A 13,168-nucleotide genomic window follows, 5' to 3' on the forward strand; every position below is an offset into this window, starting at 1 on the left:
CTGACGCGGGTTGGCGATGATCACGGCTATGCCTGCGCGGTGGATGGCTTTGGCGGCGGGAATTTCGAGACCGCCGGTGCTTTCCATGACGACGAGGGCGACGTTGTGTTTTTTAAGGTATTCGATAGTATGGGCGATACCTTTGGGGTTGTTGGTTTCGGTTTTGGTTTTGGTTTTAGACAAAGACGAAACGGCGATGACGAAGTTTCGTTTGGCGATGTCGATGCCTGCACAGTTGTATTGGGTACTCATCATAAACCTGCCTTGCATTCGGTTGTGTTGTCTGGCAACTGTCCGGTTGTGTCGATGGGTTGCCCGGCCGCTCCCTGAGCTACGCAACGGTTGTTTGCCTTGGTCGGATGCGGGTGGCGGCGGGCGGTTTGTTGCTATGATACGGGTGTTTCGATATACAAGGTCGGATACTTGTATCCGACAAAAGCCTGCCATCTCAAAAGCCGTCAGATTCGAGAATCTGACCTACTGAAACCGGGCATCGGGTGTAGGGTGTGTGCGGTACGCATGCACGCGGTTGTTGAAACCCAAAACCCATCCAAGGTCGTCTGAAAAACCCGTTACAGAGTTTTTCAGACGACCTTTATTCTTCCCGCTGACAGGCATACAATCACGGGCGCGGTCCCCTTTATGGATTCAATACGACTTAGGTACGCGGTTTTAAGGTCGTCTGAAATATAGACAGGCTTGCCGCAAAACCAATTAATATCTAAATTTCCAACCATCCTTTAACCAGAAATAAAAATCATGAATTTCGATCTTGAAAACCTCTCTTCATTCTCAGGCTGGGAGCGTCTCGTTGAAACCGGCATGGCATTCGGTACCAATCTCGTTGCGGCGTTGGCGATTTTCTTTGTCGGTAGATGGATAGCTTCCCGCCTTGTTATTTTGATGAAAGCTGCGCTGACCCGCGCCAAAGTGGACAGAACGCTGGTGAGCTTCCTCGGCAATGTGGCTAATGTCGGCCTGTTAATCCTGATTATTATTGCCGCGCTGGGCAAGTTGGGCATTCCGACCACGTCGGTTACTGCCTTAATCGGTGGCGCGGGCTTGGCGGTGGCTTTGTCGCTGAAAGACCAACTGTCGAACTTTGCCGCCGGCGCGTTGATTATTCTGTTCCGTCCGTTTAAAGTCGGCGACTACATCAAGGTCAACGGCTTCGAAGGCACGGTGAGCGAAATTAAAATGGTGCAGACTGCGCTGAGTACGCCGGATAACGAAGAAATCATCCTGCCCAACAGCGTCGTTATGAGCAACAGCATCGTGAATCGTTCTTCCATGCCGCTGTGCCGCGTGCAGGTGGTGGTCGGCGTCGATTACGCCTGTGATTTGAAGGCCGCCAAAGCCGCCGTTTTGAAAGCCGCCACCGAGCATCCTTTGTGCGTACAGACCCAAGGCAAAGAGGCAGTAACATATATTACCAACTTGGCCGACAGTGCCATCGAAATCACGCTTTGGGCGTGGACGAACGAAGCTGATTTGGGTGCGTTCCGCTTCGGATTGAACGAGCAGGTGGTGGAAAACCTGCGCACCGCCAATATCAATATTCCTTTCCCGCAGCGAGACGTGCATATCATCCAGCAGCAGGGGTAAGGGTAAGTTTCAAATTGGCGAATCCGACCTGCTGAAACCGTAGGCATACGGTGTTTGAAACCCAAAGCCCATCTGAGGTCGTCTGAAAACCTGTCTTATGGTTTTCAGACGACCTTTTTATATTCTTTCCATTTCCTGTATTATTATTCATATTGGTTTAACCACTTTTTCTTGAAAGGTATAGTGGATTAACTTTAAACCAGTACGGCGTTGCCTCGCCTTGCCGTACTATCTGTACTGTCTGCGGCTTCGTCGCCTTGTCCTGATTTAAAGTTAATCCACTATAAAATAATATAATGTCGCTCACTTTAAAATCTGTTCTGACCGCCGGTTTGCTCCTTCTTGGATTCCAAGCCGCTGCCCAAGATATTCCGCAAGCGTTTCAAGGCAAATGGGCCGGGCATTATGAAGGGAAGGTATCGCCCAAACATGTAAGGGCTTTATGTGCCATGGGTTATGCTGCAAATGAGAAAGAGCGTAATGCTGCTGTGGATAATGTCGATGTGTCGGAAGATAGCGGCTTTTATATTGAAATAGGTAAAAAATCAATTGAATTAAATGGCTGGGAATGGGGTGCGAAATATACGAAACTGAATTATCGAATTTATTCGCCCGATAAAATCGCAGGTACGGCACGCGTTCGGGAAGAGGAGCCGGAGCAAGGTACGCAGATTTATAACGATAATTTTGAGTTTTCGTTAAACCGAGGCGTGCTGACGCAAAGATTCCGTGATTACTCTACGGATGGCTCAGGCAAAAAAGTTTGGCGGACGCGGACGATGATGCGTTGCAAATAATGCTGGGCAAACCGTAGCCGGCCGCAGGTTGGAAGCTTATATCCGACAACAGCCGCTGCCATCTCAAATAGCCGTCGGATTCGAGAATCCTACCTACGGCAAAACCGTAGCAAGAGAGAATAGAAACCCGTAGCGTGGGCTTTGCCCACGAATCAAACTCAAAATTTCAGACGACCTCTTTTACCCAACATTATCGTGGGCAAAGCCCACTCTACAATGTATACCGACTACTGACGATATTGAATGCCTGAATGCGTGATCATTTTGCCGAAATAGTATCCGAACGGCTTGATTTGAGTTTTGGTATTTTTGCCTGACGGGGTCAAAAATACAGTTGCTACTGAAACTACCAAACCAAAACCCACCCGAGGTCGTCTGAAAAACCTATTACAGAGTTTTTCAGACGACCTTTATTCTTCCCGCCGACAGGCATACAATCAAAAGTGCAGTACCTTTCATTGATTCAATACAAGGAGACAGTTATGCGCGGCATAAAATCAGTTGCATTGTTGTGTACTTTGGCATTGGGTGCGCCGGCATTTTCGGCGGGTTTGACCAAAACGCTGCCGGGCGATTTGACGACGGCTCAGGCGCAGGCGGTGGTGCAGGCTTCGATGAAAAAGGCGCGTGAAATCAAGGTGCCGATGAATATCGCGGTCATGGACGCAGGCGGTAATTTGAAGGCATTTGCGCGTATGGACGATGCGTTTATCGGCAGCATTGATATTGCGCAGAAAAAGGCGAAAACGGCACGCTATTTCAATATGTCCACCCGCGATTTGGGCAAGGCTTCGCAGCCGGGCGGTGAGCTTTACGGCATTGAGGTGACCAACGACGGTTTGGTGATTTTTCCCGGCGGTGTGCTGCTGGTGGATAAAAACGGCGTTATCGTTGGCAGTGTCGGCGTGAGCGGCGGCTCGGTCGATGAAGACGAAAGTGTCGCGAAAGCAGGTGCGGCGGTATTGTCGGGCAGGTAAGCCGCAACTTGAGGCAAAACCCGACGTATTTCTTTTCATTGATTTGCGTTGGGTTATTGAAATACGCAGAGGTCGTCTGAAAATGCGGGGCTAAACTCCCGCAGTCTTTTCAGACGACCTTTTTGCATTTGTTGACATTTTTACCGCTTCGGGCATGACATTCGGGCATATGGGGTTGTCTGAAGCCTGAAATGCTGTCTTTCCCAAGCACAATTCGCCGCAATGGGATATGATTATCCTTTTTCAGACGGCCTGTCCTGATATGGGGTCGTCTGAAAAGCCGATTCCGTCGGGTGCGGCGGAGTCCTGAGAAGCCGTTAAGTCATACAAGAAAGCCAAGATGTCCGAAACAGCAGTCCAAGAAACCCAAGAAACGCCAAACAGTGTGCCTACGTCGTCTGAAACACAACCCACCCCGCCCAAGCGCAAGAGGCGCTGGTTGCGGGGTCTGTTGCTGACGTTGGTTGTGTTGGTGTGCGCGCTGGCGGGCTTTATCGGCTGGCTGGTGGGGACGGAATCGGGTTTGCGTTTCGGTTTGTACAAGATTCCGTCGTGGTTTGGCGTGAAGATTGCGTCGGAAACGCTGGAAGGTACGCTGGTTAAGGGTTTTCACGGCGATAAGTGGATGATTGAAACGGATGGGGCGGATGTGAAAATCAGCGCGTTCCGTTTTGATTGGAAGCCGTCCGAGCTGTTTCAGCGCAGCCTGCACATTACTGAAATTGTAGCGGGCGATATTGCGGTCGTGCCGAAGCCGACGCCGCCGAAAGAGAAAAAGCCGTCCAAAGGGCTGCCTGAGAGCATTGATTTGCCTGTGTTGGTGTTTATCGACCGTTTTGAGACGGGCAGGCTCAGTGTGGGCAAAAATTTTGATAAGCAGACGGCCTATCTCGACCATCTGAATGCGGCATACCATTACGATCAGAAAGAACACCGCTTGGATTTGAAAACCCTCGATACGCCGTGGAGCAATTCGACGGGTTCGGCGGTGGTCGGGCTGGAGAAGCCGTTTGCGCTCAATACGACGATTCAGACGAAGGGCGAGCTGGAAGGTGAGACGATAGAGGGTAAGGCGCGTCTGTGGGGCAGCTTGCAGGACGTGCAGACTGAAATCCTGCTGGACGGCGACGATGTGCATTTGTCGGCGAAATCTACGGTGCATCCTTTTGCTGCTTCGTTGGACAAGATGATCGGCGAGGTGCTGATCAAGGGTTTCAACATCAATCCGACCGCGTTCCTGCCGTCGCTGCCCAAGGCAAACCTGACGTTTGACGCGACCGTCGTGCCTTCGTTTACACACGGTATCGCGCTGGACGGCTCGCTCGACTTGGAAAACAAGGCGGCTGGTTTTGCCGATGCAAAATCCATTCCGGTGCGCAACATTCTGGCGGACTTCACCATCAACGACAACGGCGTGGTAACCGTCCAAGAGTCTGAAATCGGGCTGCTGGAGGAAGGTTCGTTCAATGTCGCCGGTACGGTCGATACGGTGAAAAACGCGCTGGCGCTCAAGATTAATGTGAACAACCTCGTTTCAGACGACCTCGTCCGCACCAATGTTGCCGGTCAGTGGAACGGATTTATCGGCGTCAAAGGCGAAACCGCCTCGCCCGCTATCGACTGGAATCTTGAAAGCGGCAGCGCGCAACTCTCCGGCCTGCTGTCCTTCGTTACCGACAGACAACATGGGCAGCGCACCCTCAAACTCGACCGCGTCCGCATCGCACCGCAAAACGGTGGCGAACTGACGGCGCAAGGTTCGCTCGAACTCTTCAAAGACCGCCTGCTCAAGCTCGATGTTTCCAGCAAGGCGTTCAATCCGTCCCGTCTCGACTCAAAACTGCCCGCCGGCAGCGTCAACGGCACCATCAATCTCTCAGGCGAACTGGCGAAAGAAAAATTCGCCGGCAAAATGCAGTTTGCGCCGAGTACGTTAAATAATGTTCCCCTCAGCGGTAAAGCCGACGTCGTTTACGAATCCGGACATCTTCCGCGCGCGCTGACTGATTTGCGTTTGGGCAACAATATCGTCAAAACCAACGGCAGCTTCGGTAAAAAAGGCGACCGTCTCAACATCGACATCACCGCTCCCGACCTTTCCCGTTTCGGTTTCGGACTGGGCGGGCTGCTCAATACGCGCGGCTACATTTCAGGCGACCTCAAAGGCGGGCTGAAAACCTACGAAGCCGACCTCTCCGGCGAAGCGCGCGCACTGCGTGTCGGCGAAGCCGTCAACATCCGTATGATTGACTTCAAACTCAAAGGCACGCCCGACATCAACCGTCCGCTTGCCGCCGACATCAAAGGCAGCCACATCGCCCTTTCCGGCGGCGCGACCGTCATTGATGCGGTCAATCTGTCCCTCAACGGCACGGGCGCGCAACACCGCATACACGGCAGCAGCAGCATGGCGTTGGACGGCAAACCTTACAAACTCGAAATCAACGCAGCAGGCGGTCTGAACAAAGACTTCAATCAGTGGAAAGGCAGCGTGGATACGCTCGACATCGGCGGCGCGTTCAACCTCAAACTTCAAAACCGCATGAACCTCGAAGCAGGTGCGGAGCGTGTTTCCATGAGCGCGGCGCGTTGGAGCGCGATGGGCGGCAGCCTCAACCTGCAAAACTTCGTTTGGGACAAAAAAGCCGGCATCACCAGCAAGGGCAGTGCGCAAAGCCTGCACATCACCGAGCTGCAAAACTTCGTCAAAATCCCCGTCGAACACAACTTGGTACTCGGCGGCGATTGGGATTTGGCGTACAGTCAAAACGCCCGCGGCTACCTCAACATTAACCGCCAAAGCGGCGACATCATCCTGCCGAACAAAGACCCGAAAAAACAGATGCCTTTGGGTTTGAGCGCTCTCTCCCTGCGCACCCGTTTCCAAAACGGCCGCATCGACAGTACACTTGACGGCAGCACCCGTTTCGGCAGCGTCAACGCCAATCTGGGCATCAGCCAGCAGTTCGGCAACAAAATCGCCAACGCGCCCATAAGCGGCAAAATCAACCTCAACGTCCCCGACTTGGGTGCCATCAAAACCTTCCTGCCCGCTACCGCGCAAGGCATTACGGGTCGTCTGAATGCCGCCGCCACCATAGGCGGGCGCGTCGGCGCACCTACCGTCGCCGCCACCTTGAACGGCACCAGCAATTACGGCGCTGCTGACGGTACGGTCAACATCGGACAGGGCGCCAGCATGGACACCGCGCCTTTGAGCGGCAAACTCAACCTCAACGTCGCCGACCTCGAAGTCTTCCGCAACTTCCTGCCCGTCGGACAAACCGTCAAAGGTCGTCTGAATGCCGCCGTCAGCCTTGGCGGACGCGTCGGCGATCCCCAGCTTTCCGGTACGCTCAACGGCGAAAACCTCTACTACCGCAACCAAACCCAAGGCCTCATCCTCGACAACGGCGTTTTACGTTCCCATTTGCAGGGACAACGCTGGATTATCGACAGCCTCAAGTTCCACAAAGGCGGTACGCTCGAGCTGAAAGGCTCCGTCAACCTTGCCAACGCCGATCCGGACGTTGACGTAGATGTCGTCTTCGACAAATACGACACCCTCTCCCGTCCGAACCGCCGCCTGCGCCTCTCCGGCAGCGCGAAAGTGCAATACAACCAGGCCAGGGGCTTCATCCTCAACGGTACATTGGGCAGCGACTACGGTATGTTCGGTTCGCAAAAATCCTCCATGCCCTCGTTGGACGACGATGTCGTCGTGTTGGGCGAAGAGAAAAAACAAACCGCCGCCGTAACGCCTATCAGCCTCAACCTGACGCTCAACCTCAACGACAACATCCGTTTCGTCGGTTATGGCGCAGACATCACCATAGGCGGCAAGCTGACCATCACTTCCCGCCCGGGCGAAGCCATCCAAGGCGTCGGTACGGTTAAAGTCGTTAAAGGCCGTTACAAAGCCTACGGACAAGACCTCGACATCACCAAAGGTACGGTTTCTTTCGTCGGCCCGCTCAACAATCCCAACCTGAATATCCGCGCCGAACGCCGCCTTTCCCCCGTCGGTGCGGGCGTCGAAGTCCTCGGCAGCCTCTCCAATCCGCGCGTGACCCTCGTTGCCAAAGAGGCGATGAGCGAAAAAGACAAGCTCTCTTGGCTCATCCTCAACCGCGCCAGCAGCGGCAGCGACGGCGACAATGCCGCCCTTTCCGCAGCGGCAGGCGCGCTCCTTGCCGGACAAGTCAACGACAGGCTCGGACTGGTGGACGATTTGGGCATCACCAGCCAACGCAGCCGCAACGCCCAAACCGGCGAACTCAACCCCGCCGAACAAGTGCTGACCGTCGGCAAGCAGTTCACCAACAACCTCTACGCAGGTTACGAATACGGTCTTTCCAGTGCCGAACAGTCGGTCAAGCTCGTGTACCAGCTCACCCGCGCCATCCAAGCCGTTGCCCGCGTCGGCAGCCGTTCATACGGCGGCGAGTTGAAATACACCATCCGTTTCGACAGGCTCTTCCGTTCGGATTACGAAAACGACCGCAAAATCGAAGAAGCGGAAAAACAGAAAGCCGAGCAAACGCAATAACGCCGACGAAAAAGAAAAGGTCGTCTGAAAACCACACTTTAGGGTTTTCAGACGACCTTTTTCATGCGCGGCAATCTCGTTCCTTTTTCTTGAGGACAGATAGGCAGGTCGGTCATATCCGTTTCGCAGGGACGCTGTCGGGCAGGTTTTCAGACGACTCCGCAGCCTCCGTCCCGCTCCAAAATCCTGTTAGAATACCGTTTCATTTCATTCATAATAATCAAACCATTCCCATTTAAAGCTGCGCCCTACACGATGAAACTCCCGCCGCTCAAACCCCTCATCATCACCTCGCTGCCCGTCTTCGCCAGCGTCTTTATCGCCGCGACCCTCGTCTGGCGGTTTGGCACGCCCAAGCTCGCCATGCCCTTCGTGCTCGGCATCATCGCGGGCGGCCTCGTCGATTTGGACAACCGCCTGACAGGTCGTCTGAAAAACATCATCATCACCGTCGCCCTGTTCACCCTCTCGTCGCTCGTCGCCCAAAGCACGCTCGGCACAGGTCTGCCCTTCATCCTCGCCATGACCCTGATGACGTTCGGCTTTACCATTTTGGGCGCGGTCGGGCTGAAATACCGCACCTTCGCGTTCGGCGCACTTGCCGTCGCCACCTACACCACGCTCACCTACACCCCCGAAACCTTCTGGCTGACCAATCCCGTCATGATTCTGCTCGGGACCGTGTTATACAGCACCTGCACACTCGTTTTCCAAATCATCCTCCCGCACCGCCCCGTTCAAGAAAGCGTCGCCAACGCCTACGAAGCGCTCGGCGGGTATTTTGACGCCAAAGCCGACTTTTTCGATCCCGACGAAGCCGCTTGGCTCGGCAACCGCCAAATCGACCTCGCCATGAGCAACACCGGCGTCATCAGCGCCTTCAACCAATGTCGCGCCGCCCTGTTTTACCGCCTGCGCGGCAAACACCGCCACCCGCGCACCGCCAAAATGCTGCGCTACTACTTCACCGCCCAAGACATACACGAACGCGTCAGCTCCGCCCACGCCGACTATACCGAGCTGACCGACACCCTCAAAAACACCGACCTCATCTTCCGCATCCGCCGCCTGCTCGAAATGCAGGGGCAGGCGTGCCGCAACGTTGCCGCCGCCCTGAGGAACGGCAAAGACTACACATACAGCAAACGCCTCGGACGCGCGATGGAAGGCTGCCGCCAATCCCTCGCCCACTACACCGACGACCACCCCGAAAGCCGCAACATCCACCACATCCGCCGCCTGCTCGACAACCTCGGCAGCGTCGACCACCAACTGCGCCAACTCCAACACAGCGACTCCCCCGCCGAAAACGACAACAGCAGCGACACCCGCATCGCCGCCCTCGAAAACAGCAGCCTGAAAAACGTCTGGCAGACCGTCCGCAGCCAGCTCAACTTCGAGTCCGGCGTGTTCCGCCACGCCACGCGCCTCTCCATCCTCGTTGCCGCCTCCTGCACCATCGTCGAAATCCTCCATCTCAACCTCGGCTACTGGATACTCCTGACCGCACTCTTCGTCTGCCAACCCAACTACACCGCCACTAAAAGCCGCGTGTACCAACGCATCGCCGGCACCATCCTCGGCGTCATCGTCGGCTCCCTCGTGCCTTATTTCACCCCTTCCGTCGAAACCAAACTCTGGATAGTCATCGCCAGCACCACCCTGTTTTTCATGACCCGAAGCTACAAATACAGCTTCTCCACCTTCTTCATCACCATCCAAGCCCTCACCAGCTTCTCTCTCGCCGGGCTGGACGTCTATGCCGCCATGCCCGTCCGCATCATCGACACCATCGTCGGCTCCGTCCTCGCGTGGGCAGCCGTCACCTACCTCTGGCCGGACTGGCGTTACCTCACCCTCGAAAAAACCGCCGCCCAAACCGTCGGCGGCAACGGCGCCTACCTCAGAAAAATCCTCGACCAGCTCCAATACGGCATCGCCGACGACGTCGAATACCGCACCGTCCGCCGCCAAGCCCACGAACGCACCGCCACCCTCAGCAGCACCCTCTCCGACATGAGCAGCGAACCTAAAAAATACGGCAACAACCTGCAAAGCGGCTTCACCCTCCTCAAAACCAGCTACGCCCTGACCGGCTACATCTCCGCACTCGGTGCATACCGCAGCGAAATGGACGGCGCGTGCAGCCCCGACTTCGTCCGCAAGTTCTACCAAAGCGGCTACCGCATCGCCGACCTGCTCGAACGCCTCCCGCAAACAAGCGAACAAGATTTTCAGACGACCCTCTCCCAAATCCGAACCGACTTGGAAGCCTTACAAACAGAAGCAGGCGACGAACGTCAAAGCCACATCCTCCACCGGCAGCTCACCCTCATCGCCAACCAGCTCGACCCCTGCTACCGCAGCCTGCACGACATTGAAGCCAGCCCGCAAGCCGTGTGATACAGCGGATTAACTTTTTGCCGTACTATCTGTACTGTCTGCGGCTTCGTCGCCTTGTCCTGATTTAGTTAATCCACTATATTAATCGGCAGGCAAACGAAAGGTCGTCTGAAAACCCGAAACAAGGTTTTTCAGACGACCTTTTTCAATGAACCAACGCGTTTATTCCCCGCCTTCGGCAATCTGCTTGAGGCGGTACAGTGCGTCTAAGGCTTCGCGTGGGGTGAGGTCGTCGGGGCGGATTTGGTTTAGGGCTTCGGCGAGTGCGTGGTGGGCGGGGTGGTTTTCTTGGCTTGCGGCGGTTTGGGGGGCAATGTCCGCCGTTTCGTTTGAGCTAAACCCGCTGTATTCGTTTTCAGACGACAGGGTGCTGAAGATGTCCAACTGCGGGCGGACGGCGGCGGCTTGGGCTTCGAGTTCGTCCAGATGTTTTTGGGCGGCTTTGAGGGCGCGGTTGGGCAGGCCGGCGAGTTTGGCGACGGCGATGCCGTAGCTTTTGCTGGCGGGGCCGGGTTCGATGTGGTGGAGGAAGACGATGTCTTGTCCTTGTTCGAGCGCGGAGAGGTGCATGTTGACCGCCGTCGCGTGGGCTTCGGGCAGTTTGGTAAGCTCGAAATAGTGGGTGGCGAAGAGGCTGAAGGATTTGTTTTTTTGCAGCAGGTGTTCGGCGATGGCGTGTGCGAGGGCGAGGCCGTCGAAGGTGGAGGTGCCGCGTCCGACTTCGTCCATGAGGACGAGGGATTGGTCGGTGGCGTGGTGGAGGATGTAGGCGGTTTCGCTCATTTCGACCATGAAGGTGGAGCGGTTGGAGGCGAGGTCGTCGGAGGCACCGATGCGGGTGAAGATTTGGTCGATGGGTCCGATTTGGGCTGCATCGGCGGGGATGAAGCTGCCGGTGTGCGCCATGAGGACGATGTGGGCGACTTGGCGCATGTAGGTGGATTTGCCGCCCATGTTGGGGCCGGTCAGGAGCATGAGGCGGTGTTTGTGGTCGAGGCGGGTGTGGTTGGCCGTGAAGTGGCGCACTTGCTGCTCGACGACGGGATGGCGGCCGTTTTCGATATGGATGACGGGGTAGTCGGCGAACTCGGGGCAGACGAAGCCGCGTTCGGCGGCGGTGGCGGCGAAGGTGGAGAGTACGTCGAGGGCGGCGGCGGCTTTGGCGGCTTTTTGAAGCTGAGGAAGGGTCGTCTGAATGTCTTTGAGGAGGGCTTCAAACAGGCGTTTTTCCAATGCCAATGCCTGCTCTTGCGCGGTCAAGACTTTGTCTTCGAAGGTTTTGAGTTCGGGGGTGATGAAGCGTTCGGCGTTTTTCAGGGTCTGGCGGCGTTGGTAGTCGGCGGGGGCTTGTTCGGCTTGGACTTTGGATAGCTCGATGTAGAAGCCGTGAACGCGGTTGAACTCGACTTTGAGGGTGGAGAGGCCGGTGCGTTCGCGTTCGCGCGCTTCGAGGTCGAGCAGGAATTCGTCGCCGTGGTTTTGGATGTGGCGCAACTCGTCGAGTTCTGCCGAATAGCCTTGGTTGATGACGCCGCCGTCTTTGAGCCAGACGGCGGGTTCGGGCATCACGGCGGCTTTGAGGGTTTCGGCGACGGACAGGGTTTCGGGGAAAACGGCTTTGAGGGTTTCTAAGAGACTGCTGCCCTCGGCGGACAATTCGATTTCGGATAGGGCAAACAGGCTGTCGCGCAGGGCAGCGAGGTCGCGCGGGCGGGCGTTGCCGACGGCGATGCGGGCGGAGATGCGTTCGATGTCCGCGATGTTTTTCAGACGGCCTTGCAGGGTTTCGTATTGCGAACCCAGCGCGGCAACGGCTTCTTGGCGGGCGCGGATGTGGGCGCGGCTGCGTAAGGGGTGGTGCAGCCAGAGTGCCAAGAGGCGGCTGCCCATGTGGGTGGCGCAGCCGTCGAGTATGGAAAACAGGGTCGGCGATTTTTTACCGGAGAGGGTTTGCGTGATTTCGAGATTGCGGCGCGTGGCGGCGTCCATGCCGATATATTGGCTGTCGGTTTCGAGCGAAATGCCGTCTAAGTGTTGCGGCATCAGGTTTTGCGTCAGGCGGATGTAGTTCAACAGCGCGCCCGCCGCGCCGACGGCGGCTTCGTGTTCCTTGCCGTCCAAACCGAAGCCGTGCAGGTCTTGGCAGCCAAAATATTCGGTCAATAATTTCGCGCCCGCGTCGGCGGCAAACTGCCATGAGTTCAGGCGCGTAATGTTGGCGGAGGTCGTCTGAAAACCATCAGGCAGGCTTTTGCCTTCGGGCAACAGGATTTCCGCCGCCTGCAAACGCGCCAGCTCGTCGGCGAGCTTGTCCGCCGTCGTCAGCTTGGTTTTGAATTCGCCGCTTTGCAAAGATGCCCACGCGATGGCGATGTGTTTTTTATCCGCGTTCACCGCCGCGATGCGGTTGGTTTCCTTGTCTTCCAAAAACGCCGCGTCGGTCAGCGTGCCGGGTGTAACGATGCGCACGACTTTGCGCTCCACCGGCCCTTTGCCCGCGCCGACTTCGCCCACCTGCTCGCACACTGCCACGCTTTTGCCCATCTTCACCAGCCGCGCCAGATACTGCTCCGCCGCGTGAAACGGCACGCCCGCCATCTTAATCGGCACGCCGTCCATCTGCCCGCGCGTGGTCAGGGTGATGTCCAACAGCTTCGCCGCTTCCACTGCGTCATCCAAAAACAGCTCGTAAAAATCGCCCATGCGGTAAAACACCAGCTTGTCGGCGTACTGCGATTTGATGGCGAGATACTGCTGCATCATCGGGGAAACGGCGGATTTGCTCATGGGAATGCCTTGCAAAACGGAAAAGCCTTATTGTAGCAAAAGGTCGTCTG

7 protein-coding genes and 1 pseudogene are annotated in these 13,168 nt (G+C 56.1%); 5 read left to right on the forward strand and 3 right to left on the reverse strand.

Translation table 11 applies throughout. The features are described from left to right. A partial coding sequence (locus HMPREF1028_RS08895; RefSeq protein WP_156798144.1) for a transposase occupies positions 1 to 252 on the reverse strand: 252 nt, incomplete at its 3' end. A gap of 507 nt (positions 253 to 759) precedes the next feature. Here HMPREF1028_RS08895 and HMPREF1028_RS08900 point away from each other — a divergent pair. Further along, a complete protein-coding gene (locus HMPREF1028_RS08900) occupies positions 760 to 1,605 on the forward strand; it encodes a mechanosensitive ion channel family protein (protein ID WP_009312454.1) in 846 nt (281 codons plus the stop codon). A 163-nt stretch (positions 1,606 to 1,768) separates the two neighbouring features. On the opposite strand, the pseudogene HMPREF1028_RS14760 reads toward HMPREF1028_RS08900, so the two are convergent. Continuing rightward, positions 1,769 to 1,891: pseudogene (locus HMPREF1028_RS14760) on the reverse strand (IS5/IS1182 family transposase); the annotation flags it as partial. Positions 1,892 to 1,901: 10 nt separating this feature from the next. Here HMPREF1028_RS14760 and HMPREF1028_RS08905 point away from each other — a divergent pair. The 4 genes from HMPREF1028_RS08905 (at position 1,902) to yccS (ending at position 10,331) form a co-directional block, all read left to right on the forward strand. Beyond that, complete coding sequence (locus HMPREF1028_RS08905; RefSeq protein ID WP_009312455.1) at positions 1,902 to 2,402, forward strand: hypothetical protein; 501 nt, start codon at positions 1,902 to 1,904, stop codon at positions 2,400 to 2,402. A 482-nt stretch (positions 2,403 to 2,884) separates the two neighbouring features. After that, a complete protein-coding gene (locus tag HMPREF1028_RS08910; protein WP_009312456.1) occupies positions 2,885 to 3,379 on the forward strand; it encodes a heme-binding protein in 495 nt (164 codons plus the stop codon). 340 nt (positions 3,380 to 3,719) lie between these two features. After that, on the forward strand, positions 3,720 to 7,928 hold the full coding sequence (locus tag HMPREF1028_RS08915) for a translocation/assembly module TamB domain-containing protein (protein WP_009312457.1): 4,209 nt from the start codon (positions 3,720 to 3,722) through the stop codon (positions 7,926 to 7,928). A 255-nt stretch (positions 7,929 to 8,183) separates the two neighbouring features. Further along, positions 8,184 to 10,331, forward strand: coding sequence for a YccS family putative transporter (gene yccS / locus HMPREF1028_RS08920; RefSeq protein ID WP_009312458.1), 2,148 nt, complete (start codon positions 8,184 to 8,186; stop codon positions 10,329 to 10,331). Between the two features lie 162 nt (positions 10,332 to 10,493). Here the strand turns inward: yccS and mutS are convergent, their stop codons facing one another. Then, a complete protein-coding gene (mutS, locus tag HMPREF1028_RS08925) occupies positions 10,494 to 13,118 on the reverse strand; it encodes a DNA mismatch repair protein MutS (protein WP_009312459.1) in 2,625 nt (874 codons plus the stop codon). Positions 13,119 to 13,168 lie beyond the last annotated feature (50 nt).

Origin of the sequence: Neisseria sp. GT4A_CT1 (assembly GCF_000227275.1) — a bacterium.
Lineage (GTDB): Bacteria > Pseudomonadota > Gammaproteobacteria > Burkholderiales > Neisseriaceae > Neisseria.

Coding starts and splice junctions, on each gene's coding strand:
- HMPREF1028_RS08900 (WP_009312454.1), top strand. CDS start 760: ATGAATTTCGATCTTGAAAACCTCTCTTCATTCTCAGGCTGGGAGCGT.
- yccS (WP_009312458.1), top strand. CDS start 8,184: ATGAAACTCCCGCCGCTCAAACCCCTCATCATCACCTCGCTGCCCGTC.
- HMPREF1028_RS08915 (WP_009312457.1), top strand. CDS start 3,720: ATGTCCGAAACAGCAGTCCAAGAAACCCAAGAAACGCCAAACAGTGTG.
- mutS (WP_009312459.1), bottom strand. CDS start 13,118: ATGAGCAAATCCGCCGTTTCCCCGATGATGCAGCAGTATCTCGCCATC.
- HMPREF1028_RS08905 (WP_009312455.1), top strand. CDS start 1,902: ATGTCGCTCACTTTAAAATCTGTTCTGACCGCCGGTTTGCTCCTTCTT.
- HMPREF1028_RS08910 (WP_009312456.1), top strand. CDS start 2,885: ATGCGCGGCATAAAATCAGTTGCATTGTTGTGTACTTTGGCATTGGGT.